Genomic DNA, 23,591 nt, shown 5'->3' with positions numbered 1-23,591 from the left:
TGACGGCCTAGGGCCAGAGGCGAAGCCGCCGCCAGCCGTCGCCCGCGCGCTCGAACCGCACCCGGTCGTGCAGCCGGAACGGCCGGTCACGCCAGAATTCGATGCATTCCGGCACGACGCGCCAGCCGGTCCAGCGGTCGGGGCGGGGCACGTCATGGCCCTCGAACCGCGCCGTTTCGCGGGTCACGGCGGCTTCCAATTCGGCGCGGTCGTTCAACGGCCGCGACTGGTCCGAGACCCAGGCGCCGATGCGGCTTTCACGCGCGCGGCTGGCGAAATAGGCGTCGGCTTCCTCCGTCGTCACCGGCTCGACCCGGCCCCGCACTCGCGCCTGACGCCGCAGGGTCTTCCAGTGAAACAGCAGGGCCGCGCCCGGCGTCGCCGCCAACTGTTCGCCCTTGGCGCTCTCGCGGTTGGAATAGAAGGTGAAGCCCCGCCCATCGACGTCCTTCAGCAGCACGATCCGGCAATCCGGCAGGCCGTCGGCGTCGACCGTCGCCAGGCTCATGGCGTTGGCGTCGTTCGGCTCATGCCGCCGGGCGTCCGCCAGCCAGTCGATGAACAGGCCGACCGGGTCGTCACGTTCAAAAGCTGCCTCGTCGCCGTTGGCGGCTAGGGCGGCGGCATAGTCGCGGGCGTAGTCTTCACGCGACGGACTGGGGGGGATCACGGGGGCGCTCATGGCGCCCTCATACGCCGCGTCGCGGTCGCGGTTAACCCCGCCTTGACCATGATCGACGCCTTAGTGACGGCGATGACCGTCGCCCGTTCCGAGATCGCCTCGCTGAAGGAGGCCTACGCCCTGATCGGCCTGAACGGCCCGGTCGACGGCGCGGCGCTGAAATCCGCCTTCCGCGCCGCCGTCAAGGCCGCCCGCCCGGATCATGAAGGGGGCGACGCCGACCGTTTCCGCAAGGTCATCGCCGCCTGGCGCATGATCCAGGTCCAACAGCCGGCCCGCCCGGCCCTGGCCGCCCCGCTGCGACGCCCCACGCCGCCGCCCATCGTCGGTCTGACGCCGATGCAGGCCGTGGCCGGCGGCCGGATCGAGATCGTCCTGGGCGCGCGCCGATTGAAACTGACCGTGCCGCCCGGTCTGCGCACGGGCGAGCATCTGCGCCTGAAACAGGCGGGCGCAGACGGTTCGGACCTGTATCTGCCCGTCCGCATCCGGCCCGAGGACGGCCTGTCGGCCTTCGGCGACGACCTGTTCATGGACGTGTCCTGCGCCGCCCGCCTGTTCGACGACGGCGGCCGGGTCGAGATCGAGACCTGGGCCGGGCCGCGTTCGGCCTGGATGGTCGGCGGGGTCGCCAGCCCCTATCGCATCCGGCTGCGCGACCTGGGCCTGCCGCCGCGCGGGTCGCGGCCCCAGGGTCATCTGTTCGTCACCCTGACCCCGGCCGAAGACACGCCCTCGGCGGCGCAGGATCTGCTGAACCGGTTCACGCGGGTCTGGACCTCGGAGCGCGCGGCGGCTTGACATTGCGTCGCCGCATCAAAAAGCGCATCATCTGATGTAGATTTTGATGCAGGCCTCCCTATGCGCACCACCGTCACCCTGGATGACGACCTCATGGCCGCCGCCGCCGAGTACAGCGGCCTGACCGAAAAATCCGCCATCATCCGCCTAGCCCTGCAGGAGTATGTGTCCGCCGAAGCCTCGCGCCGTCTGGCCAAGATGGGAGGCAGTCAGCCCGACTTCCAACCGGGTCCGCGCAAACGCTATTGGGTAGAGGAAGACTGACCTTGATCCTGGCGGACACGTCGGTATGGGCCGACCATCTTCGAAGCGTCGATCCGGTGATGGAGCAGCTACTGGCCGATCAGCAGGTGCTGATGCACCCATTCGTGATCGGCGAACTGGCGATGGGAAACCTTCCCGATCGACCCGCCTTCCTTCGCAGTCTTCATCGTATGAAGTCCGCGCCCAAGGCCCTGGACAACGAGGTTCTGCGCCTTGTCGAAGACGGTCGGCATTTCGGCGCTGGCATGGGCTGGATTGACGCACACCTTCTGGCTTCTGTCCTGTTGGTGGATCGCGCGCGGCTGTGGACCCGGGATCGTCGTCTCAACCAGGCCGCCGCCAAACATGGCTGCTCGGCCACCATGCATCACTGAATCCCTATGTCGCACAACACCTTCGGCCATCTGTTCCGCGTGACGACCTGGGGCGAAAGCCACGGGCCGGCCATCGGCTGCGTCATCGACGGCTGCCCGTCGCTGATCCCGCTGACCGAGGGCGATATCCAGCCGTGGCTGGATCGGCGCAAACCCGGCGGCAGCCGCTTCGTCACCCAGAGGCGTGAGAGCGACACGGCCCGCATCCTGTCCGGCGTATTCGACGACGGGAACGGCCCGGTCACCACCGGAACGCCCATCGCCATCGAGATCCAGAACGAGGACGCGCGGTCCAAGGATTACGGCGACATCGCCCGCGCCTTCCGGCCTGGCCACGCCGACTATGTCTATCAGGCCAAATATGGCGTCCGTGATCATCGCGGCGGCGGCCGGTCGTCGGCGCGGGAAACCGCCAGCCGAGTCGCTGCCGGGGCCGTGGCCCGCCGGGTGCTGGGCGACGGAGTCGTGATCCGTGCGGGCGTGGTTCAGATCGGCCCGCACCACATCGCGCCCGAAACCGTCGACTTCGACGCCGTCAACGCCAATCCCCTGTTCGCCGCCTCGGCCGAGGTGGTCGAGCCGTGGTCCGATTATCTGGACGGGGTGCGCAAGGCCGGCTCGTCCATCGGCGCCGTCGTCGCCTTGGAGATCACCGGCGTTCCCGTCGGCTGGGGCGCGCCCATCTATGGCAAGCTGGACGCCGAACTGGCCGCCGCCCTGATGTCGATCAACGCCGCCAAGGGGGTCGAGATCGGCGCCGGATTCGGCGCGGCCGAACTGTCGGGCGAAGAGAATGCGGATGAGATGCGCCTGGGACCCGATGGCGCGCCCGTCTTCCTGTCCAACCATGCGGGCGGAATCCTGGGCGGCGTATCGACTGGTCAGCCGGTGACCGCCCGCGTGGCCTTCAAGCCGACGTCCTCGATCCTGACGCCGCGCCAGACCGTCACCCGCGACGGCGCCGAGACCGACATCCGCACCACCGGCCGCCACGACCCCTGCGTCGCCCTGCGCGCCGTCCCGGTGGTCGAGGCCATGGCCGCCTGCGTCCTGGCCGACGCCATGTTGCGGCATCGGGCGCAGGTGGGATGACGCCTACCCCTTGCGCGTCCACGCCTCGGCCTGTTCGTGTTTGACCATCTCCTCGGCGACAGCGGGGCGGACGGTGCGGTAGGGCGGGCTGTCGGTCTCGATGACCTCGATCATGGCGGCGATCATTTCGGCAGGGTCGTGTTGCTTGTTCAGTTCGCGCACCGGCCAGTGGTCGACGACACGCTCACCCTGATCCCACCACTGGTCCATCGCCTCCATACCGGTGTCGTTGAAGCCGGTGCGGAAGGCGCCGGGGTTCACGGTCACCACCTGGACGCCATAGGGGGCCAGTTCCTCATGCATGGCCGAACAGATGCCCTCCACCGCGTGTTTTGACGCCGCATAGGCCCCGTCGAACGGCACCTTGACCAGGCCAGCCACCGATGAGGTCCACACGATCCGGCCCGACCCGCGCTTGACCATCTGACGAGCGAACCCTTGCGCCAGCTCCAGAGCGGCGAAGACATTGGTTTCAAAAACCCGGCGAAACACCGGCATGGGGATTTCGACCATCGGCCCGGACTCCATGATCCCGGCATTGTTGAACAGCACGTCCACCGGCGTCGCCAGCGCCTTGTCCCGATCGATGGGGTCCAGCACGTCCAGCTTGACCACCTGCATGGCCAGCCCCTCGGTCTTGGCCGCCTCACGCAGGTCCCAGACCTGAGGCCAGATCTGGCATCCGGCGATCACGGTCCAACCCTTGCGCGCCAGACCCAGGGCCACGCCGCGGCCAAAGCCTGTGGCGGCCCCTGTAATGAGGACAGTTTTGGCCATTTTGATCTCCTGGCGATGACATTCGACTATGATCCGACCCGGCGTCGCGGCGCCACCCCTTTTTGTAACAGCCGTAGTGCCTATATAGCCCTCAGCGAGGTTGCTAACCCTCGGTTCCCGGGACTTTCCCCATGATCGACATTCGACCCTTTTCGAGCCTCGGCGGGGCAAACCACGGCTGGCTGAACGCCCGCCATCATTTCTCTTTCGCCAACTACTACGACCCATCGCGCATGGGCTGGGGTCGGTTGCGCGTGTGGAATGACGATGAGATCGCCGCCAAGTCGGGCTTTCCGCCCCACCCGCACGCGGACATGGAGATCATCACCTATGTCCGCACCGGGGCGATCACCCATGAGGATTCGATGGGCAACCGCGGCCGTACGGCTGCGGGCGACGTTCAGGTGATGAGCGCGGGCACGGGCGTGCGTCACTCCGAGTTCAACCTGGAAGACGACCTGACCACCCTGTTCCAGATCTGGATCGAGACCGACCGTCCGGGCGCCCAGCCCTCGTGGGGCCAGCGCGAGTTTCCGAAAGCCGACCGTTCGGGCCGCTTCACCATCCTGGCGTCCGGCGACGCCGCCGACGGCGCCCTGACCATCAACGCCGACGCCCGGGTTCTGGGCGCCACCCTGAAGGCGGGCGAGAGCTTGACCTATGATCTGGCCCCCGGCCGCCGGGCCTATCTGGTTCCCGCCGTCGGCGCGGTGGAGATCAACGGCACGGCCCTGAACGCGCGCGACGGCGCCGGGATCGTCGATGAGGCGCGCCTGACCATCACGGCCAAGGAAGACGCCGAACTGGTGATGGTCGACAGCCTGTAGGTCAAAATCCTCCCCCGTTCTTGACGGGGGAGGGGGACCACGGAGTGGTGGAGGGGGCGGACCCACGCTCCGTGTCTGAACTCGCCCCCTCCACCGCCTTCGGCGGTCCCCCTCCCCCGCTTCGCTGGGGAGGATCCACTTGCCTTCCTGGCCCTTCCGGCCGATCTAGCGCCTGACTGAACCTTGGAGTCCCATATGTCCGATCCCGTCGTCATCTGCGCCTTCGCCCGCACCCCCATGGGCGGCTTTCAGGGCGCCCTTTCCGGCGTCAAGGCGACCGATCTGGGCGCGGCGGCGGTCAAGGCGGCGGTCGAGCGCGCGGGCGTGCCTGCGGCCAAGGTCGATCAGATCTTCATGGGCTGCGTCCTGCCCGCCGGTCTGGGCCAGGCCCCGGCCCGTCAGGCCGCCATCGGCGCGGGCCTGGGCCAACATGTCGAGGCCACGACCGTCAACAAGATGTGCGGCTCGGGCCTGCAGGCGGCCATGATGGCCCACGATGCGCTGAAGGCGGGCACCGCCGACGTCATCGTGGCGGGCGGCATGGAGAGCATGACCGGCGCCCCTTACGTCATGGCCAAGCATCGCGGCGGCGCCCGCATCGGCCACGACGTGATTTCGGACTCCATGTATCTGGACGGGCTGGAGGACGCCTACACCCCCGGCAAGCTGATGGGCGCCTTCGCCGAGGATTCGGCCCGCGATTATCAATTCACTCGCGAGGCCCAGGACGACTACGCCATCGAGAGCCTGCGCCGCGCCAACGCCGCCATCGCCTCGGGCGCCTTCGCCGCCGAGATCACGCCGGTCGAGATCACCACCCGCAAGGGCGTCGAGACCGTCAGCCAGGACGAACAGCCCGGCAAGGCCAATCCCGACAAGATCCCGACCCTGCGTCCGGCCTTCGCCAACGACGGCACGATCACCGCCGCCAACGCCAGCTCCATCTCCGATGGCGCCGCCGCCCTGGTCATGACGCGCGAGAGCGTGGCCCTGAGCCTGGGTCTGCCGATCATCGCCCGCGTGGTCAGCCACGCCGCCCACGCCCATGAACCGGCCCTGTTCACCACCGCCCCTGTGCCCGCCATGCAAAAGGCGCTCGATAAGGCGGGCTGGACGGTGGACGAGGTCGATCTGTGGGAGGTCAACGAGGCCTTCGCCGTCGTCGCCATGATCGCCATGCAGGACCTGGGCATCGATCGCGCCAAGCTGAACGTCAACGGCGGCGCGACGGCCCTGGGCCACCCCATCGGCGCCTCGGGCGCGCGGGTGCTGACCACCCTGCTGGCGGCGCTTCAGGCGCGCGGCGGCAAGAAGGGCGTGGCCAGCCTGTGCATCGGCGGCGGCGAGGCCGTGGCCATGGCCGTCGAACTGGCCTGACCCCTATGCCGTTCGGGAGGATGGATCGCCGAAGCCTGATCGCGGCGATGCTGGCCCTGCCCGGCGTCGCCTCGGCCCAGACCGTCGCCCCGCCCGACCCGACCGAAACGATCCGCCTGTGGCCCGACGGCGCGCCCGGCGGCGAGGGCGTGACCGTCACCCCGGTCGTGGTCGAGCGCGCGACCGATCCGTCATTCCACGACCGCTATGCCCAGTTCACCACCGATCCCCTGCTGACCGTCGTGCGGCCCGAACGGCCCAACGGCGCCTCTCTGCTGCTGATCCCCGGCGGCGGCTACCGCTGGGCGGTGATCGACAAGGAGGGGCTGGACGTCGCTCGCGTCTTCGCGGCGGCCGGGATCACCTGTTACGTCCTGCGCTACCGCCTGCCCGCCGACGGTTGGGCCGCCGGGCCGGACGCCCCGCTGCAAGACGCCCAGCGCGCCCTGCGCCTGGTCCGCGCCGCCGCCGCGGCCGAGGGACGCGATCCGGCCAAGGTCGCCGTGCTGGGCGCCTCGGCCGGCGGCCATCTGGCGGGGATGCTGACCGCGCGTCACGACACGACCTACGCCCCGATCGACGCCGCCGACGCCCAGACGCATCGGCCCGATCTGACCATTCTGATGTATCCGGTCGCCACCATGGCCGATCCGTTCGTGCACGCCGGGTCGCGCACCCATCTGCTGGGCGCCGCGCCGTCGCCCGAGATGATCGCCCGTTATTCGCTGGAGCGGATGGACTGGACCGGCGCCCCGCCCGTCTTCCTGCTGCACGCCGTCGATGACGCGGCGGTGCCGGTCGAGAACAGTCTGAACCTGCTGTCGGCCCTGCGCGCCGCCAAGGTTCCGGCCGAGGCGCATCTGTTCCAGGAGGGCGGCCACGGCTTCGGCATCCGTCTGATCGCGGGCAAGCCCGCCGCCGTCTGGCCGTCCCTTGCACTGGCATGGGCGGCGCGGCATGGATGGCCGGGATGAGCAAATCCTGTGACGAATGCGGCCTCTGCTGCAAGCTGATGGGCGTTCTGGCCCTGGACAAGCCGCCGTCGAAATGGTGCGTCCATTTCCGCCGCGCCTCGGGCTGCGGCATCTATGAGGATCGGCCCAAGGACTGCCGCGTCTTCAGTTGCCTGTGGCTGTTGGCCGACAACCGGCTGGGCGACGAATGGAAGCCCTCAGTGGCCGGTTTCCTGATGCACACCAATGCGGACGGCGGCCTGATCGTGGAATGCGACGCCTCCAACCCGCACGCCTGGCGCAAGGAGCCTTATCGCTCCAGCCTGCAGAAATCGGCCGATTCCGGGCAAGAAGTGCTGGTCTTCGTGCGCCGCAAGGGCGTGCAGCTTCAGCCGTTCGGCGGCGAGACGCCGATCCACCGCAAGGCGACCTGACCCCTATTTCGGATCGACCGTCTGGGCGATCTGTTCGGCCAACACGCGGTCGGCGCCTTCGACGCTGGCCACCCAGACGTGGATTTCCAGGGGCGCCGTGGTCCGCTGGAACAAATGCTCCAGGGCCAGACGCCGGTTGTCCTCGGTGACGACGATCGAGGAGCGTCCGGCCGCCTGCACCATCTGCCCGTCATAGATCGGGAACTGAGACGCGGGTCCGGCATAGACCATGGCCAGGGTCTGATCGCCCTTGCGGATCGACCAGATGTTGAAGTTCGGGCCGGGACGGCCGGTGGTGATCCGCACCCCGGTCGGCAGATCGACGTGGAACGGCAGGGCCGCGATCGCGGCGGCGTCCAACACCGTCGGCGGCGGAGGCGGCGGAGGCTCCATCGCCGCCACGGCGGGCGGCGGCGCGACGGCGGGCGCCGATGTCGACGCCGGGCCTGCGGCAGCCGGCGCGGGAACCGGGACCGGACGCGCGGCGGAAGCCGGGGCCGACGCCGTCGGGCCTGCTGCGGCCGGAGCGGGATTGGCCGCTGCGGGCGGGGCGGTCGTCGGTGCGGGCTGGCTCAAGGGACGGCTGGTGACCGTTCCGGGCGCGGGCGCGGTCGCCGACGGCGGCGCGCGGTTCAGTTCGCGGGTCAGGAAAGAGCTGTTGGCCCCGCCGCTCTGCCCGGACGACTGGGCGAAGGCGGGCGTGGCGAGCGCCAGGGCGGCGACGAAGGCTACGGATTTCATGCGCCGACCTTCGCCTCGGAAAACGGCGGCGACAAGGCCCCTCGCGTCATGGGGGCGTCAGGCCAGCGGCATCTCGACCCAGAAGGTCGCGCCCTCGCCGACGGTCGAGGTCACGCCGATCGAGCCGCCTTGCAATTCGGTCAGCCGCTTGGCCAGGGCCAGGCCGATGCCGTGCCCTTCGACGGTGGTGCGTTCCAGGCCCAGGCGGTTGAACGGCTCGAAAAGCTGGGCCTGTTTCTCAGGCGACAGACCCACGCCGCGGTCGATGACCTCGATCCGCACCGCGTCGGGCGCGCGACGGGCGTGCAGCACGACCAGGCCGCCCGCCGCGCCGTATTTCACGGCGTTGCTGGCCAGGTTGGACACGATCTGGCTCAGGCGTTGGGAATCGGCCAGGGCGATCAGGCCGTCGCCCTCGGTCAGGACCTCGATCCTCACCGCCTGGGCTTCGGGACGCAGGGCCGTCTGACGGCGCACATCCTCCAGCAGGCCCGGCACGTCGGTCGGCCGCAGCTCGACCTTCACGGCCCCGGATTCGGCGCGCGCCACGTCCAGCAGGTCATGTGACAGGGCCTCGACCTGACGCGCGGTCTTGACCAGCATCTGCGCCATCTCGGCCTGGGTCGCGGTGACGGGTCCCAGTTGGCCGGTCGCCCACAGCTCGCCGATGCCGATGACCCCGCCGACCGGACTCTTGATCTCATGGGCCACATTGGCCAGCAGACGCGACTTGGCCTCCGAGGCCAGTTCGGCGCGGCGTTGACCGGCCCGCGCGCGATCGGCCAGCCGGTCCCGTTCGTCCAACAAGGCCGCGACCAGCAAGACCGGCAGATAGCCGAACAGCACCAGCAATTGCGCCATCAGCGCCGCCTCGCTGCGCGGAAGGGCCTCGGCATAGGGACCGTAACCCGCCATCGCCCCGCCGATCGACAGCACGGCCATGATCACCAAACCCGCCGTCACGCCCAGGATGCGGAACCGCGCTGCGATCAGCAGCAGCAAGGGCAACATGACGAACGACATCGGCCGATCAATGTGCACGAACACCAAAACACAGGCGCCGGTCAGCAGGGCGAACAGCACCGCCGCCTCGGCCATGCGCCAGGGCTTGCGCAACATGGTCAGATGCCGCCGGGTCAGGGCCAGGCCGAAGCCGCCGACCACCGCCAGCCCCAGGGCGTGGCCGAACCACCAGGTCTTGAACGTCAGATACGGGTCCGCCCCCGTCATCGCCTGCAACATCACCGCCGCGAAGGCCGCCGCCGGCAGGGGCGCCACGACCGCCGTGCTCAACAGGAAGCGCGCGGCCCCCTCGACCGTCGAAAGATTCAGGGTCGGCGCGAAACGGCGGGCCAGCAGCACCGCGCCCACGATCTCGATCATGTTGGCCACGGTGAACATCAGGCTGATCAGCCGGGTGTTGCCCACCAGGAACTGCGCCGCCAGCACGCCGACGGCGATCAAGGCGCCGAAACACAGGTCATAGGTCGGCCCGCGGCTGTTGCGCAGCCACACCGCCGTCGCCAGGCCGCCCGCGCCCCACAGGGCGGTCACCAGCCCCGCCGACCGCGCGAACAGGATGCACGACACCATCAGCACCATGACCCCCATGGCCGTCAGGATGGGGGCCAGGGGTTGGGCGAACAGGGCGGCCGCGCCGTCACGCGGGATCGCAGCGCCGGTCGAGACCGGCTCCGCCTTGGCGGACAGCGAAAGGTCGTCTGCGGAGAGCGCGCGGCTCGTCATTCGGAAAATCTCGGTCACACGTGTGAGCGACAGAGAACCATGCGTCTCCTAATATCCCCTGAAGCTGTGGAAATCAGGCCTCCAGCGCCGCCAGAATGGCCCGTGCGCCGGCCGCCGGTCCCTGTGGATGCCCCCACACCGCGCCGCTGACGGCGACGAAATCAGCGCCCGCCTCGGCCAGGTCCCGCGCGTTTTCAGCCGTGATTCCGCCGATGGCGACGCATGGAATCTCCATCGCCGCCTGCCAGGCGGCCAGCAGCTCAGGCTCGGCGCGATGCGTCACCGCCTTGGTCGTGGTGGGAAAGAAGGCGCCGAAGGCGACATAGTCGGCCCCCGCCTCGGCGGCCTCCATCGCCAGGTGGTAGCTGTCATGACAGGTGACGCCGATCATGGCGTCGGCCCCCATCGTCCGCCGCGCCTCGGCCAGGGAGGCGTCGCCCTGGCCCACATGCACGCCGTCGCAGCCCAGTTCGCGCGCCAGGTCGGGCCGGTCGTTCAGGATCACCGCCACGCCTCGCGCCTGGGCGATCGGCGCCAGCCGCCGCGTCGCCGCTCGGATCGTCTCGTCCGACGCCGGTTTCAGCCGGATCTGCAAGGCCGCCGCATCCCCGGCGTCCAGCGCCGCTTCCAGATCGACGGCGAAGGCGTCCAGGTCCGCGATCTCGGGCGGGGTGATCAGATACAGTCGGCACGGCGGGCGCGGCGGGGCGGTCGGGGCTTTGGCCATGCCCCGCCGTGCCTCCTTCGCCCGCCCGCGTCAACGGCGCCGCCTGAGAACGATTTGCAGTCGCCGCACAATCTGCTATAGCGAACCATTCTCAACGGCAGCCCGAGTCCGCCGCCCGTGTACGTCTGCAACTGCAACGGCCTTCGCCAGCGTGACGTCGCCAGAGCCATCGAGGCTGGCGCGGCCCGGCCGCGCGACGTCTTCGACCGGCACCAGTGCGCGCCCCAGTGCGCCAAATGCGTCTGCGAGATGCGCCAGATGATCCAAGAGAGCCGCGACGCCTTCGCCCTGGCCGCCGAATAGTCCCTGACGCCAATAATCACTCGCATTTTCAATGCGGTGATAAGTGCTCGCAAGTGAACACAAGCCGTCCCTGGCGTGTTATCTCCATCGCGCGCCCGACGAATCCGCGGCGCTGGAGGACGTGACATGAAGGGCGATCCCGCGATCATCCGCACCCTGAACGCGGTGCTGACCAACGAGTTGACGGCGGTCAACCAGTATTTCCTGCACGCCCGGATGTTCGAGAGCTGGGGCCTGAAGCACCTGGGCCAGATCATCTATGACGAGTCGATCGGCGAGATGAGACACGCCGACAAGCTGATCAAACGCGTCCTGTTCCTGGACGGCCTGCCCAACATGCAGGACCTGCACAAGCTGAAGATCGGCGAGAATACGGTCGAATGCCTGGGCGCCGATCTGCAACTCGAAATCGGCGGTCGCGAGACGCTGATCGCGGGCGTCGCCCAGTGCGAGGCGGCCAAGGACTTCATCAGCCGTCAGATCCTGACCGAGATCCTGGCCGACACCGAAGAGCACATCGACTTCCTGGAGGCCCAGTTCAAACTGATCGAACAACTGGGCGAGCAGAACTATCTGCAATCGGCCATGACCGAGATCGCCCCCGACCGGAGCGCCACGGGGAACTGACGCCTGACGCGCCCGCCTTGCTCTCGCGCCCGGCTTCCTCTAGGGAGAGCGCCCAATTTCGCGCGCCTGGTGGGCGCGCCCAGCCCCCTGTGATCCCATGGCGAAAATCAACGGCAACACCATCAAGCCGGGCATGGTCCTGCAAGTGAACGGCGGCCTGTGGGTCGTCACCAAGGCCAGCCACGTCAAGCCCGGCAAGGGCGGCGCCTTCGCCAACGTCGAAGCCAAGAACCTGGAGACCGGCAACAAGCTGAACGAGCGCTTCCGTTCGGAAGACAAGGTCGAGCGCGTCACGCTGGAACAGCGCGACTACTCCTATCTGTTCGACAACGGCGACTCGCTGGTCTTCATGAACGACGAGAACTACGAGCAGATCGAACTGCAGAAGGAATGGGTCGGCGAAGAACGCATCCCCTATCTGCAAGAAGGCATGAAGGTCGTGATCGAATCCCACGAGGACCGCCCGATCGGCCTGGAGCTGCCGGAACAGGTCGTTCTGGAAGTGGCCGAGACCGAGCCGACCGTGAAGGGCCAGACCGCCTCGTCGTCCTACAAGCCGGCCATCGCCTCGAACGGCGTGCGCATCATGATCCCGCCCTATATGTCGGCCGGCGAGCGCATCGTGGTCGACACCACCACCGGCGAATACGTCCGCCGCGCCGACTAAGGGCTTAGGAATTAGGGCTTAGGTCTTAGGCGTCACGATCCTAAGCCCTAAGACCTAAGCCCTACCCCCTTCACACGCTGAACTTCTCCGCCTGTCCGGGCATTTCGCCTTGGAGGACAGCCGGACCAGGAGATTCCCATGGCCCTCGCCTCCGCCCTGCTGCAAGTGATGATGGACGCGGTTCGCAAGACCGCCCGGCCGATGCTGCGCGACTTCGGCGAGGTGTCGAACCTGCAGACCTCGCGCAAGGGTCCCGGCGACTTCGTCACCGCCGCCGACATCAAGGCCGAACAGAGCCTGTTCGAGCTGCTGTCCAAGGCCCGCCCCGGCTACGGCTTCCTGGGCGAAGAGCGCGGCCTGGTCGAGGGCACCGACAAGACCCACACCTGGATCGTCGATCCGATCGACGGCACCACCAACTTCATCCACGCCATGCCCCACTTCGCCATCACCGTGGGGCTGGAGCGCCGCGCGCCCGACGGCACGGCCGAGATCGTGGCCGCCGTCACCTACAATCCGGTCATGAACGAGATGTTCTGGGCCGAAAAGGGCAAGGGCTGCTATCTGAACGACACGCGCATCCGCGTGGCGGGCCGCAAGGAGCTGGCGGACTGTCTGATCGCCACCGGCCTGCCGTTCATCGGCAAGACCGGCCACGCCCAAGCCATCAAGGACATCCACGCCGTCGGCCAGCGCGTGGCGGGCATCCGCCGCCTGGGTTCGGCCGCCCTGGACTTCGCCTGGGTCGCCTGCGGCCGCTACGACGCCTTCTGGGAGCGCAATCTCCAGCCGTGGGACGTGGCGGCGGGCCTGCTGTTCGTCCATGAGGCGGGCGGCCTGGTCACCACCATCGACGCCGACGGCGACCCGGCCAAGGGTCAACAGATCGTGGCCGCCAACCCCGACGTGCATAAGGCCCTGCGCAAGATCCTGGCGGCGGCGTAACGTCCTTCTCCCCTTGGGGGAGAAGGTGGCTCGCGAAGCGAGACGGATGAGGGGTAAGCCCGCCCCGTCCTCGTCGTCAGCCGGTCAACACTTCTGACGCAGCCCCCTCATCCGAGCGCCTTCGGCGCCCACCTTCTCCCCCCGAGGGGAGAAGGGTCACTCTCCCTTGAACTGAAGCTGCGCCAGGTGGGCGTAGAGACCGCCCTTGGCCGTCAGTTCGGCGTGGGTCCCCTCCTCCACCACCTTGCCCTCGTCCATCACCACGATGCGGTCGGCGTTCAGCACGGTGGCCAGGCGGTGGGCGATGACCAGGGTGGTGCGCTGGGCCATGGCCTGATCCAGCGCCGCCTGCACCAGCCGCTCGTTCTCGGCGTCCAGCGCCGAGGTCGCCTCGTCCAACAGCAGGATCGGCGACTGGCGCACCAGGGCGCGGGCGATGGCCAGGCGCTGGCGCTGGCCGCCCGACAGGCTCTTGCCGCGTTCGCCCAGCGGCGTGTCGAACCCTTCCGGCAAGGCGTCGATGAAGGCCAGGGCCTGGGCCTCCTCGGCCACTTCGCGCGCCTCTTCCAGCGTGGCGGACTCACGGCCGAAACGAATGTTCTCCAGCGCCGAGCCTGAGAACAGCGGCGCCTCCTGCGACACCCAGGCAAAACGTTCACGCACCGCCACCGGATCGGCCGCGCGCACGTCGATCCCGTCCACGCTGACCACGCCGGACTGCGGATCGTAGAACCGCAGCAACAGGCGGAACACCGTCGACTTGCCCGCCCCCGACGGCCCGACCAGGGCCACGGTCTCGCCCGGACGCACCGTCAGGCTGAACCCCTTCAGCGCCGGCAGGTCGGGACGGCCCGGATAGGCGAAATGCACGCCGGACATCGACACCTCGCCCAGGGGCGGCTCGGGCAGGACGACCGACGCGGGCGGGGCGGCGATCGACGGTTCGGCGCGCATCAGTTCATCGATCCGCTCCATGGCCCCGGCGGCCTTCTGCACATCGCCCCAGCTTTCGCCCAAGGCCCCCACGGCCCCGGCCGTGAACACCGACAACAGCACGAACTGCAACAGCGATCCGGGCGTCATCCGCCCGGCGATCACGTCCTGCGCCCCCAGCCACAGCACCAGGGTCACGCCGCCGAACATCACGGTGATGATCATGGCCGTCATCAAGGCCCGCGCCCGCATCCGGGTCAGGGAGACGCCGAACGCCTCTTCCACCGCCCGGCCGAAACGGGTGTCGGCGGCCGTTTCGCGCCCGAAGGCCTGGACCGTCTCGATGGCGTCGACGCTCTCGCCGGCGAAACCGACGGCCCCGGCGAACCGATCCTGGCTCTCCACGGTCAGCTTGCGCACCCGCCGCCCGAACAGGAACAACGGTCCCAGCATCAGCGGCACGGCCAACAGCACCAGCCCCGTCAGCTTGGGACTGACGATGAACAACAGGATCGTGCCGCCGATCAGGGTCAGGAAATTCCGCAGGGCGAACGAGACCGAGGTGGTCAGCAAGGTGTCCACCAACTGGATGTCCGTGGTCAGGCGCGACAGCACCTCTCCGGTTCGCATCGAGGTGAAGAAGGCCGGGTCCAGGGTGATCACCCGCTGGAACAACGCCTTGCGCACGTCGGCGATCACCCGCTCGCCGGTCTTGGTGACGTAGAAATAGCGAACCGCCGTCGCCAGCCCCAGGAAGGCGGCGTTCAGGCCCAGCAGGATGAACCAGCGGTCGATATGGGCGCCGCCGCTTTCGAATCCCTGATCGATGGCCCCGCGCGCCGTCGCCGTCAGGGCCAGGGAGGCGACCGTGGACAGGATCAGCCAGAACCCCGCGATGACCGCATCGACCTTGTGCCGCATCAGATAGGGCCACAGGCGGCCCAGCGGGCGGATGTCCCGACGTTTCTGGCGGCGTTCGCCGGCCTCGTCCATCTGGTCGGCCAAAAGGGCGCCCGCGCCGGGGCGGCCTCTGGCTTCGGCGGAATCGGCGGGCGGGCGGACATCGGTCATGATCCGCGCCTCTTGCCCCGGAACGCCCCCCGGTGTAAACGCCGCCGCTCGCCCGCCGGACTCCAGGCGGGTTTTCTCATTTTCGCGCAGGGACGGTCGGCATCGTCATCGCGCAGAGACCGGACGAAGCCATGAAAGCGGACACGCACCCCGACTACCACTTCATCACTGTGACGATGACGGACGGCACCACCTATCAGACCCGCTCGACCTACGGGAAAGAAGGCGACACGCTGAACCTCGACATCGACCCGAGCACGCACCCGGCCTGGACCGGCGGCAACCAGCACCTGCTGGACCGCGGCGGCCGCGTCTCGCGCTTCAACAACAAGTTCGCCGGCTTCATCAAGAAGTAAGCCGCGAGAAGTCGGTTCGGCCGTTCGGCCGGGACCTGATTTCACGCCGGAAAGGATGCGAGCGCGGCGGAAACGCCGCACCCGTCCGTCGAAAAGCGTCGCACCCCGCGTGCGGCGCTTTTTGTTTTGCAGGAACGTCGATAGTGTCGGTGCTGTTCGGTCTCGGGGCGTGGGCGTCGGGTCCGAACGTCAGGCGGGGCGAAAGCGGATTGACGATGAATCGACGGGAATTGGGTCTTGGCGTCGCGGCCGCGACGATGAGCCTGGCGGGCCAGGCGGCCGCCCAGGCGCGGGACCCCGCCGCCGTCGCCTTCTACGACAATTTCAACGATCAACTGGCGCGCCTGCCCGAGGCCCTCCAGGGCGACGTGCGCGCCTTCTACGAGATGAACGGCTGGCGGCCGGTCTGGACCGCGGATCGGATGCGGGCCTTGGGCGACGTCGCGGCGCGCGCCGACCGCCATGGCCTGGCCCAGGGCGACTTCTTCGATTTCGTCGGTCTGGCCGCCGATCCGGCGTCCAGCGAGATGCGCACCACGGCGGCGGCCCTGGGCTATGCCCGCGTCCTGTCCGAGGGCCGCGTCCGGCCCGAAACGGTCGAAGACCTGTGGGAGATGCAGAAGAACCGGGTCGATCTGCCGCTCGGCCTGAACGACGCCCTGTCCCAGACCCGCCTGCTGGCGTGGTTTGAAAGCCTGGCCCCCACCGACATCGGCTACGCCAATCTGTCGGCCGGCTACATCCGCTATCGCAAGCTGATCCGCGACGGCGGCTGGCCCGCCTTCACCGTCGGCGCGGTGATCGAACCGGGCGCCAGCGACACCCGCATCCCCATCCTGATCCAGCGTCTGGTGGCCGAGGGCGATCTGTCGGCCGCCGACGGCGCGCGCCTGACCGCCCAGGGCCTGGTCTACGGCTCCGAGCTTCAGACGGCGGTGCGCGGCTTCCAGGCCCGCCACGGCCTGGTCGCGGACGCCCGCATCGGCACCGGCACCCAACGCTCTCTCTCGGCCTCGGCCGAGGACCGCGCCCGCCAGATCGCCCTGAACCTGGAGCGCCGCCGCTGGCTGAAGCGCGATCTCCAGCCCGAGCGGATCGAGGTCAACACCGCCGCCGCCATCATGGTCTATTGGAAGGACGGTCGGCCGGTCCATTCCAACCGCGTCGTCGTCGGCACGCCGGAAAACCAGACGCCCAGCCTGGAGAAGCCCTTCGCTTCGGTCGTGGCCAATCCGCCCTGGTATGTCCCGGCCGGCATCGCCCGCAACGAGATCCTGCCGCGCGGTCCCGGCTATCTGGCGGCCAACAATATGTTCGTGACCAACGGCCAGGTGGTCCAGAGGGCAGGTCCGACGGCCGCGCTGGGCTATGTGAAGTTCGAGCTGCGCGACAGCTACGCCATCTTCCTGCACGACACCCCGTCCAAGGCCGCCTTCAACAACGCCTATCGCCACCGCAGTCATGGCTGCGTGCGGGTGCAAGGGGCGATCGACTTCGCCCGCCTGCTGCTGTCGCCCGATCCTGAACTGCTGAACCGGTTCGACACCGCCCTGGACGCCAAGACCACGACCCGCATCCAGACCGGCCGCGAGATCGGGGTGCGCCTGCTGTACTGGACCGCCTTCGTCGACGGCCAGGGCCGCGTCGCCTTCCGCGAGGACGTCTATCGCCGCGACGAGAAGCTGGCCCAGGCCCTGGGCATCGCCGTCAGCCTGCCGCGTCCGGTCGACGACGGCCGCACCGACCGCAACGACGTCGGGCCGTAGGGCGCGCGCACCGTCGATGCAGGGTTTGCGCTGAGCGCGCATGACCTCTGATCCTCGGGTCAGGCCCGAGGATGACGGGCTTAATTCCCGAACGCCGCCGTCAGCCGGTCCAGGTGGCTCTGCACCGGATTGACCGGGGTCTCTTCCACCGCGTCCAGATACATGCGCCGGTCCAGGTGCAGCACCCGATCGTGCAGGGTGTCGGCCCGCACCAGATATTCGACCAGGGCGATGGGCAGGTCGGCGTGGGTCGGCTGGGTCTCCGGCTTGCGGTCGGCCAGGCGATAGCGCGGCTCGGCGGCAGCGGCCGGGGTCATGTCCCCTTCCCGCACGGCGCGTTGGACCAGCAGCCAGGAGGCGATCTGCATCAGCCGCGTGGTCAGCTTCATGCTCTCGGCCGCATAGGCCAGCGACGCGGCGCGCGACAGCAGCCGGGATTCGCGGCGCCCGTCGCCGTCCAGATAGGCCGCCGTCTCCTCCACCAGGGCCATGCCCTCGGCGAAGGTGCGGTCGAACAGTTCGGATTTGGAGAAGTCGCGAACCACCGTCTCGCGGTCGCGACCGGCCGCAACCACGGCTTGGGCGGCGACATCGGCGGCGTCGGAGGTGTACTCAGTCATACGCATGGGATCCGAACAAATCCGTGTCACTGTCGGGCCGGTGCGGCGCCGCGACGAACGGGTCTGCAACCCCCGTGCCAGACAGGCCTGACCCGTTCTGGATCATGAGCCGAGATTGAACAGGGCGTCGGCCGCGCTGATCTTGGCCTTCTTGGCGTCCAGCGCGGTGCGAATGCGCGTGATTTCAGCCTCCAGCGCCGCGATCCGCTCATGCAGCTCCTCGCCGGAATAGAGTTCCAGGTCCTCGCGCGCCAAGGCGGCCAGTGCGGCGTCCCGCTGCGGCCGCGGCTCCAGATCGTCGAACGTCATCACCGCCTCCCGTGGCCATCCCCCCCACGATCTCCTATCTGAACGCCCGCAGACGGATGATTGCAAGGGAAAGCCGCCGGACATGAAGGTCATCGAGATCACGGGCGGTCACGGCCCGGCCGAGGCCCTGACCCTGGGCGAACGGCCCGATCCGACGCCGGGACCGGGCCAGGTCCGCATTCGCGTCGCCGCCGCCGGGATCAACCGGCCCGACCTGTTGCAGCGCCAGGGCCTGTATCCGCCGCCGCCGGGTGCGCCGGACATCCTGGGTCTGGAGGTCGCCGGAACGGTCGATGCGCTCGGTTCGGGCGTCGATCGCTGGGCCGTCGGCGACCGGGTCTGCGCCCTGTTGGGCGGCGGGGGTTATGCGGAAATGGCGGCGGTGGACGCCCGGCACGTCTTGCCCATCCCCGACGACATGGACTTCGTTCAGGCCGCCGCCCTGCCCGAGACCGTCTTCACCGTCTTCGCCAACGTCTTTGAGGCGGGCGCGCTGAAGGCCGACGAGACCCTGCTGATCCATGGCGCGACCAGCGGCATCGGCGTGACCGCCATCCAGATGGCCAAGGCGGCGGGTGCGCGCGTCATCGCCACCTCGCGCGGCGCCGACAAGGCCCGGGCCGCCCGCGATCTGGGCGCCGATCTCAGCCTGGACGCGACCGTCGACGACCTGGCCGCCGCCATCGCCGATTTCGGCGGCGCCGACGTGGTTCTGGACATGGTGGGCGCCGACTATGCGGCCCTGAACCAGGGCGCGCTCAATCCGGGCGGCCGCTGGGTGGTCATCGCCGCCCTGACCGGCGCCCTCGCCCAGGTGGACCTGATGCGGCTGATGCTGAAGCGGATCGTCCTGACCGGCTCGACCCTCAGGGCGCGTCCGGCGGATGAAAAGGCGCGGCTGGCCCGCGCGGTCGAACGAACCGCCTGGCCCTGGATCGTCAGCGGGCGCGTCCGGCCGCCGGTCGAGGCGGTCTTTCCTCTGGCCCAGGCCGCCCAGGCGCACCAACGGCTGGAAGCGGGCGGCCATGTCGGCAAGATCGTCCTGACAACGTAAGAGGCCGACCCTTTCGGATCGGCCCCCACAGGTTCGACCGGATCGGTCAGATCACCAACGGCCGCCGCCGCGCACCGGGCGCATGGACGAGATGCGGTCGTTCATGCCCCAGTTGTCGAGGTTGCGGACATTGCCCTCGAACACCTGGCAATAGCCGCGGAAGTTGGCGTCCGTGCAGGCTTCCCAGCGGCCGCGAACCTCCATCGAGCTGATGGCGTCGTTCAGACCCTCGTATTGCAGGTTGGCGACTTCGCCGCGCAGGGTGGTCGAGGCGCCGCGATAGTTGTTGTCGCGATAGACGGTCACCGAGTCGCGGCCGCCGTTGTTGCCCCAACCGCCGCCGTTGTTGCCGCCGTTGCCCCAACCACCACCGTTGTTGCCGCCGTTGTTGCCGTTGCCCCAACCGCCGCCGTTCCCATTGCCGTTGCCGTTGCCCCAGCCGCCGTTGTTGCCGCCGCCATTGCCGCGATCCTCATAGGCGCCGCGCACATTGCCGCAGACCAGCAGGCCGTTGATGTTGGCGATGTCCGAATCCGAACAGCGGTTCAACTCGATCGAGGTGCCGCGCACGCGGCCCCGCTCGTCGCGGCAGTCGGCATAGAGCCGACCCTGGTTGGTGTAGGCGCCCGAACAGCTCTGGGCGAAGCTGCCGCGCGGCGCGACCCGTTCGGGTCCGCTCTGCGACGGCGCGCGATCCTGCGCCGGCGACATCATCATCGTGGCCGCGGCGGCGGCGGTGGCGAGCAACATCATGGATGCCTCCATCTAAGAGTTCTTGGCGCATCGATGCGCCGATGCGGACCACAGTCCATCATGCCACATGAACCTGGGCTGTACGCGATTGTCGTCTGACGTTTCCTTTTCAAACGAATGGGCCTATATCCGATGATATCTCCGCGCCCGGTCGAAAGGCCGGGCGCCGTCGTATCCAACGCCCGGTTTTTCGGGCCTTTTCGCCGGGACCACCACCCCATGACCGACATCCTGATGCCCAAGGCCACCGCGGTCTGGCTGGTCGACAACACCTCGCTGACCTTCGAGCAGATCGCCGATTTCTGCGGCCTGCACCCGCTGGAAGTGCGCGGCATCGCCGACGGCGACGTGGCCCGCGACATCCGCGGCGCCGATCCGATCGTCAACGGCCAACTGACCCGCGAGGAACTGGACAAGGCCCACGCCGATTCCAACTACCGCATGAAAGCCGTGGTCAGCCGCCACGCCGAACTGCTGAAGCCGACCAAGACCGGCCCGAAATACACCCCGGTGTCGCGCCGCCAGGACCGTCCCGACGCCATCGCCTGGTTCGTGCGCCATCACCCCGAGGTGACCGACGCCCAGATCGCCAAACTCTTGGGCACCACCAAGTCGACGATCGAGAGCGTGCGCGGCCGCACCCATTGGAACAGCGCCAACATCAAGCCGGTCGATCCCGTGACCCTGGGCCTGGTCGGCCAGTTGCAACTGGATGAAGTGGTCAAGAAGGCGGCCGACAAGAAGGCCAAGGACGACGCCAAGCGCGGCGGCCCGACCCTGGACGCCGAACCCGAGGCCCCGGCCGAGGAACCTGTCGTCGAAGCCGACGAACCCGACGCCTACGCCGGCTCGCACACCGCGGAATCGGTGTTCGGCAGCCGCGACTGACACCCAAGATCCTCCCCCGTTCTTGACGGGGGAGGGGGACCGCGAAGCGGTGGAGGGGGCGACCCCAGCACTGGCGCTTGATCCCGCCCCCTCCACCATGCTGCGCATGGTCCCCCTCCCCCGCTGCGCGGGGGAGGAATAAAAAACGGTCCCGGAATCGCTTCCGGGACCGTTCGTGTTTCCAGGGTCTTGGCGCGACCTCTAGCCGGTTCGGGTCTCCAGGCTGGAGATCTCTTCCTTCAGTCTCAGCTTCCGTTGCTTCAACGACCTTAGCTGCAGCGAGTCCACGGACGGATGGATCATCTCCTGGCGGATGGTCTCATCCAACTGACGGTGACGATTTCCCAGTTCGCGGATACGAGCATCAAGGGACATGGCTTGCGCCTCCATGGCTAAGGGACCACACAGTGAGCGCCTGGATCGGGCCTCTGTGTAATCACAAATCAGTGACGCAAAGAACCGATCCCGACCCGACGAAACTGGACGTGCAATTGGTCGATCCTGTGAACGGAGCCGTATCGAACCCGCCCCCTCGCATGGTCGTCGGAATTTCCGGTGCGTCCGGCGTGATTTACGGCGTCCGAATGCTGGACGCCCTGCGCGACCTGGGCGTCGAAAGCCACCTGGTCGTCAGCCGCGCGGCCCTGTTGACCCTGTCCCAGGAAACCGATTTTTCGGCCGACGATCTGTCGGCCCGCGCCGATGTGACCCACCGCCTGGCCGACGTGGGGGCCTCCATCGCCTCCGGCTCGTTCAAGACCATGGGCATGGTGATCGCCCCCTGTTCGGTTCGCACCATGGGCGAGATCGCCTCGGGCGTGACCTCATCCCTTCTGACCCGCGCCGCCGACGTGACGCTGAAGGAACGCCGCCGCCTGGTGCTGATGGTGCGCGAGACGCCCTTTCACCTGGGCCATTTGCGCACCATGACGGCCCTGACCGAAATGGGCGCCGTCATCGCCCCGCCCCTGCCCGCCCTCTACGCCCGGCCGCGATCCATAGAAGAAATGGTCGATCAGTCGGTCGGCCGCGTGCTGGACCTGTTCGACCTGGACTGGACGCCGGTGAAACGCTGGACCGGCCTGAAGGGCGGCGACCCGGCATGAGTCTGTGGGACTGGGCCGTCGCGGCCTATGCGAAGCCCGGCGTCTCCGAAGCCTGCCTGGAGTTGCAGGACGTCGGCGGCCAGAACGTCTGTCTGCTGCTGTGGGCCGCCTGGGCCGTGCAGGCGGGCCAGGCGCTGGACGGCGACGCCCGCGCCGACGCCTGCGACATCGCCCGCGCCTGGGAAGACGCCGCCGTCGCGCCCCTGCGCGCCGTTCGCCGCCGTCTTAAGAGCCGCATCCTCGACATGGACGACGACGCCCGCCAGGCCGTGCGCGATCAGGTCAAGGCGGTGGAGCTGCTGGCCGAACGCCATCTGCTGGCCGCGCTGGAAGCCGCCTCTCGCCCCGCCGACCGTCCGCCGCCGCCTCTGAACGACGCCTTGGCCGCCGTCTGTCGCGACTGGTCGGGAACCGCGCCGCGTGCTCTGCTGACGACGCTGATCGACCGGCTTTGCGCCTGAAATCGCCTTGGATATAAGCCCGCCATGAACGACGACGGTCCCGAGCTGACGGAAGAAGAGCTGGCGCTGCACGCCCGCCTCAAGGCCCTGCGTCAGGAACACGCCGACCTGGACGCCTCGATCGAGGCCCTGGGCCATATGCCCATTCCCGACCAACTGATGATCGCCCGTCTGAAGCGCAAGAAGCTGACCCTGCGCGACGAAATGGTGAAGATCGAGGGCCGCATCCTGCCCGACATCATCGCCTGAAGGAGGGCTTAGGTGTTAGGAATTAGGGCTTAGAATCCGCACACTTCCCTAAGCCCTAAGCCCTAAGCCCTAAGCCCTAAGCCCTAAGCCCTAAGCCCTACTCCCTGCCCTTCTTCCTGACCCACATGGCGGCGTCCGCCTCGGCCAGCCAGGTTTCGGCGTCCGGCTGGTCGGCCCAGGCGCGCACGCCGAACGAGCCGCCCAGTTCGGCCCGCTCGCCCTGCCATTCAAAGCCGTCGGTCTCCAGCGCCTTGGCCAGGCGCAGCGCCTTGTCGCGGCCCTCGTCCAGCCCGGCGTTCAGCATCAGCAGACAGAATTCGTCGCCGCCCAGCCGCCCGACCGCATCCGACTCGCGCAGGTTCGCCAGCATCAGCTCGGCTACCCGCACCAGGGCCGCGTCGCCCGCCGCATGGCCCAGCCGGTCGTTGACCCCCTTGAACCCGTCCAGGTCGAGATACAGCAGCACCGCGGGCGCGCTGTAGCGTTGGCAATAGGCCATGGTCCGGTTCACCGCCGCCACGAAGCCGCGCCGGTTCAGGGCCGGGGTCAGCACGTCATGGTCCGCCGCCGCCTCGGCCGCCTCGACCCGCGCACGCAAACGCTCGACCTCGGCGCGCAGGCGCTCGATCTCGGCGTTCAGGTCGGTCGCGGCCGCGTCGGTCACGAAAAGGCTCCGCCAGCGCGACTC

The 23,591-nt window shown here is 68.5% G+C and carries 30 protein-coding genes; 19 read left to right on the top strand and 11 right to left on the bottom strand.

Annotated features, from left to right (window positions below; all coding sequences use genetic code 11):
* Positions 1-7: 7 nt before the first annotated feature.
* Positions 8-682: a pyridoxamine 5'-phosphate oxidase gene (gene pdxH / locus V7D63_RS04860; RefSeq protein ID WP_333591132.1), complete on the bottom strand. Its 675-nt coding sequence runs from the start codon at positions 680-682 to the stop codon at positions 8-10.
* 48 nt (positions 683-730) lie between these two features.
* Here pdxH and V7D63_RS04855 point away from each other — a divergent pair, with 48 nt between their 5' ends.
* Genes V7D63_RS04855 through aroC form a run of 4 tightly spaced genes read left to right on the top strand, consistent with a single transcriptional unit; the run spans position 731 to position 3,213 of the window.
* A complete protein-coding gene (locus V7D63_RS04855; RefSeq protein ID WP_333591131.1) occupies positions 731-1,483 on the top strand; it encodes a DnaJ C-terminal domain-containing protein in 753 nt (250 codons plus the stop codon).
* 60 nt (positions 1,484-1,543) lie between these two features.
* Positions 1,544-1,747, top strand: coding sequence for a type II toxin-antitoxin system VapB family antitoxin (locus V7D63_RS04850; RefSeq protein WP_333591130.1), 204 nt, complete (start codon positions 1,544-1,546; stop codon positions 1,745-1,747).
* A 2-nt stretch (positions 1,748-1,749) separates the two neighbouring features.
* Positions 1,750-2,121 (top strand): type II toxin-antitoxin system VapC family toxin, encoded by a 372-nt coding sequence (locus tag V7D63_RS04845; RefSeq protein ID WP_333591129.1) that lies wholly within the window; start codon positions 1,750-1,752, stop codon positions 2,119-2,121.
* Positions 2,122-2,127: 6 nt separating this feature from the next.
* Positions 2,128-3,213 carry a chorismate synthase gene (gene aroC / locus V7D63_RS04840; RefSeq protein WP_333591128.1) on the top strand — a complete coding sequence of 362 codons (1,086 nt, stop codon included), beginning with the start codon at positions 2,128-2,130 and terminating at the stop codon, positions 3,211-3,213.
* A gap of 3 nt (positions 3,214-3,216) precedes the next feature.
* Here aroC and V7D63_RS04835 read toward each other — a convergent pair whose 3' ends face one another.
* Positions 3,217-3,990, bottom strand: coding sequence for an SDR family oxidoreductase (locus V7D63_RS04835; RefSeq protein ID WP_333591127.1), 774 nt, complete (start codon positions 3,988-3,990; stop codon positions 3,217-3,219).
* A 131-nt stretch (positions 3,991-4,121) separates the two neighbouring features.
* Between V7D63_RS04835 and V7D63_RS04830 the strand changes: the two genes are divergently transcribed.
* The 4 genes from V7D63_RS04830 to V7D63_RS04815 all read left to right on the top strand — a co-directional run bounded on the left by V7D63_RS04830 (position 4,122) and on the right by V7D63_RS04815 (position 7,581).
* Positions 4,122-4,817: a pirin family protein gene (locus V7D63_RS04830; protein WP_333591126.1), complete on the top strand. Its 696-nt coding sequence runs from the start codon at positions 4,122-4,124 to the stop codon at positions 4,815-4,817.
* A 195-nt stretch (positions 4,818-5,012) separates the two neighbouring features.
* A complete protein-coding gene (locus V7D63_RS04825; RefSeq protein WP_333591125.1) occupies positions 5,013-6,194 on the top strand; it encodes an acetyl-CoA C-acyltransferase in 1,182 nt (393 codons plus the stop codon).
* A 20-nt stretch (positions 6,195-6,214) separates the two neighbouring features.
* Complete coding sequence (locus V7D63_RS04820) at positions 6,215-7,168, top strand: alpha/beta hydrolase (protein ID WP_333591124.1); 954 nt, start codon at positions 6,215-6,217, stop codon at positions 7,166-7,168.
* Entirely contained in the window at positions 7,165-7,581 is a 417-nt protein-coding gene (locus V7D63_RS04815; RefSeq protein WP_333591123.1) for a YkgJ family cysteine cluster protein, read from the top strand. Before V7D63_RS04820 ends, V7D63_RS04815 begins: the two co-directional genes overlap by 4 nt.
* 3 nt (positions 7,582-7,584) lie before the next feature.
* Here the strand turns inward: V7D63_RS04815 and V7D63_RS04810 are convergent, their stop codons facing one another.
* From V7D63_RS04810 to thiE, 3 genes are all read right to left on the bottom strand, one after another.
* Positions 7,585-8,322, bottom strand: a complete 738-nt coding sequence (locus V7D63_RS04810; RefSeq protein ID WP_333591122.1) for a hypothetical protein — start codon at positions 8,320-8,322, stop codon at positions 7,585-7,587.
* A gap of 57 nt (positions 8,323-8,379) precedes the next feature.
* Positions 8,380-10,068, bottom strand: a complete 1,689-nt coding sequence (locus V7D63_RS04805; RefSeq protein ID WP_333591121.1) for a sensor histidine kinase — start codon at positions 10,066-10,068, stop codon at positions 8,380-8,382.
* A 73-nt stretch (positions 10,069-10,141) separates the two neighbouring features.
* On the bottom strand, positions 10,142-10,795 hold the full coding sequence (thiE, locus tag V7D63_RS04800; protein WP_333591120.1) for a thiamine phosphate synthase: 654 nt from the start codon (positions 10,793-10,795) through the stop codon (positions 10,142-10,144).
* A 117-nt stretch (positions 10,796-10,912) separates the two neighbouring features.
* Here thiE and V7D63_RS04795 point away from each other — a divergent pair, with 117 nt between their 5' ends.
* From V7D63_RS04795 to V7D63_RS04780, 4 genes are all read left to right on the top strand, one after another.
* Positions 10,913-11,098: a (2Fe-2S)-binding protein gene (locus V7D63_RS04795; RefSeq protein ID WP_333591119.1), complete on the top strand. Its 186-nt coding sequence runs from the start codon at positions 10,913-10,915 to the stop codon at positions 11,096-11,098.
* A gap of 126 nt (positions 11,099-11,224) precedes the next feature.
* Positions 11,225-11,725 carry a bacterioferritin gene (gene bfr, locus V7D63_RS04790; protein WP_333591118.1) on the top strand — a complete coding sequence of 167 codons (501 nt, stop codon included), beginning with the start codon at positions 11,225-11,227 and terminating at the stop codon, positions 11,723-11,725.
* A 97-nt stretch (positions 11,726-11,822) separates the two neighbouring features.
* On the top strand, positions 11,823-12,392 hold the full coding sequence (efp, locus tag V7D63_RS04785; RefSeq protein ID WP_333591117.1) for an elongation factor P: 570 nt from the start codon (positions 11,823-11,825) through the stop codon (positions 12,390-12,392).
* Positions 12,393-12,530: 138 nt separating this feature from the next.
* The gene (locus tag V7D63_RS04780) at positions 12,531-13,337 is read left to right on the top strand and encodes an inositol monophosphatase family protein (RefSeq protein ID WP_333591116.1); all 807 of its coding nucleotides are present in this window, start codon (positions 12,531-12,533) and stop codon (positions 13,335-13,337) included.
* A gap of 156 nt (positions 13,338-13,493) precedes the next feature.
* Here V7D63_RS04780 and V7D63_RS04775 read toward each other — a convergent pair whose 3' ends face one another.
* Positions 13,494-15,341: an ABC transporter transmembrane domain-containing protein gene (locus V7D63_RS04775; RefSeq protein ID WP_333591115.1), complete on the bottom strand. Its 1,848-nt coding sequence runs from the start codon at positions 15,339-15,341 to the stop codon at positions 13,494-13,496.
* A 131-nt stretch (positions 15,342-15,472) separates the two neighbouring features.
* Between V7D63_RS04775 and rpmE the strand changes: the two genes are divergently transcribed.
* Both rpmE and V7D63_RS04765 read left to right on the top strand, forming a co-directional pair.
* A complete protein-coding gene (gene rpmE, locus V7D63_RS04770) occupies positions 15,473-15,697 on the top strand; it encodes a 50S ribosomal protein L31 (RefSeq protein ID WP_333591114.1) in 225 nt (74 codons plus the stop codon).
* A 215-nt stretch (positions 15,698-15,912) separates the two neighbouring features.
* Positions 15,913-17,463 (top strand): L,D-transpeptidase family protein, encoded by a 1,551-nt coding sequence (locus V7D63_RS04765; protein WP_333591113.1) that lies wholly within the window; start codon positions 15,913-15,915, stop codon positions 17,461-17,463.
* A gap of 80 nt (positions 17,464-17,543) precedes the next feature.
* Here V7D63_RS04765 and rcdA read toward each other — a convergent pair whose 3' ends face one another.
* A complete protein-coding gene (gene rcdA / locus V7D63_RS04760; protein WP_333591112.1) occupies positions 17,544-18,089 on the bottom strand; it encodes a protease adaptor protein RcdA in 546 nt (181 codons plus the stop codon).
* Positions 18,090-18,185: 96 nt separating this feature from the next.
* Complete coding sequence (locus V7D63_RS04755; protein WP_333591111.1) at positions 18,186-18,392, bottom strand: DUF1192 domain-containing protein; 207 nt, start codon at positions 18,390-18,392, stop codon at positions 18,186-18,188.
* Between the two features lie 82 nt (positions 18,393-18,474).
* Here V7D63_RS04755 and V7D63_RS04750 point away from each other — a divergent pair, with 82 nt between their 5' ends.
* A complete protein-coding gene (locus V7D63_RS04750) occupies positions 18,475-19,446 on the top strand; it encodes an NAD(P)H-quinone oxidoreductase (RefSeq protein WP_333591110.1) in 972 nt (323 codons plus the stop codon).
* Between the two features lie 51 nt (positions 19,447-19,497).
* On the opposite strand, the gene V7D63_RS04745 is transcribed toward V7D63_RS04750, so the two are convergent.
* The gene (locus V7D63_RS04745) at positions 19,498-20,199 is read right to left on the bottom strand and encodes a beta/gamma crystallin-related protein (RefSeq protein ID WP_333591109.1); all 702 of its coding nucleotides are present in this window, start codon (positions 20,197-20,199) and stop codon (positions 19,498-19,500) included.
* A gap of 219 nt (positions 20,200-20,418) precedes the next feature.
* On the opposite strand from V7D63_RS04745, the gene V7D63_RS04740 reads away from it, so the two are divergent.
* Entirely contained in the window at positions 20,419-21,087 is a 669-nt protein-coding gene (locus tag V7D63_RS04740) for a DUF1013 domain-containing protein (protein ID WP_333591108.1), read from the top strand.
* 201 nt (positions 21,088-21,288) lie between these two features.
* Here the strand turns inward: V7D63_RS04740 and V7D63_RS04735 are convergent, their stop codons facing one another.
* On the bottom strand, positions 21,289-21,462 hold the full coding sequence (locus V7D63_RS04735) for a YdcH family protein (RefSeq protein WP_333591107.1): 174 nt from the start codon (positions 21,460-21,462) through the stop codon (positions 21,289-21,291).
* 161 nt (positions 21,463-21,623) lie between these two features.
* Here V7D63_RS04735 and V7D63_RS04730 point away from each other — a divergent pair, with 161 nt between their 5' ends.
* Genes V7D63_RS04730 through V7D63_RS04720 form a run of 3 tightly spaced genes read left to right on the top strand, consistent with a single transcriptional unit; the run spans position 21,624 to position 22,903 of the window.
* The gene (locus V7D63_RS04730; RefSeq protein WP_333591106.1) at positions 21,624-22,193 is read left to right on the top strand and encodes a UbiX family flavin prenyltransferase; all 570 of its coding nucleotides are present in this window, start codon (positions 21,624-21,626) and stop codon (positions 22,191-22,193) included.
* Positions 22,190-22,654 carry a TIGR02444 family protein gene (locus V7D63_RS04725; RefSeq protein WP_333591105.1) on the top strand — a complete coding sequence of 155 codons (465 nt, stop codon included), beginning with the start codon at positions 22,190-22,192 and terminating at the stop codon, positions 22,652-22,654. The genes V7D63_RS04730 and V7D63_RS04725 overlap by 4 nt, the downstream gene beginning before the upstream one ends.
* Before the next feature lie 24 nt (positions 22,655-22,678).
* Positions 22,679-22,903 carry a YdcH family protein gene (locus tag V7D63_RS04720; protein WP_333591104.1) on the top strand — a complete coding sequence of 75 codons (225 nt, stop codon included), beginning with the start codon at positions 22,679-22,681 and terminating at the stop codon, positions 22,901-22,903.
* Positions 22,904-23,000: 97 nt separating this feature from the next.
* Here V7D63_RS04720 and V7D63_RS04715 read toward each other — a convergent pair whose 3' ends face one another.
* On the bottom strand, positions 23,001-23,567 hold the full coding sequence (locus tag V7D63_RS04715; protein ID WP_333591103.1) for a GGDEF domain-containing protein: 567 nt from the start codon (positions 23,565-23,567) through the stop codon (positions 23,001-23,003).
* Positions 23,568-23,591: the final 24 nt, after the last annotated feature.

The sequence above is a fragment of the Brevundimonas sp. genome, assembly GCF_036732845.1.
Lineage (GTDB): Bacteria > Pseudomonadota > Alphaproteobacteria > Caulobacterales > Caulobacteraceae > Brevundimonas.
Note: the sequence above shows the minus strand (reverse complement) of the source record. Positions and strands in the feature narration are given on the sequence as shown.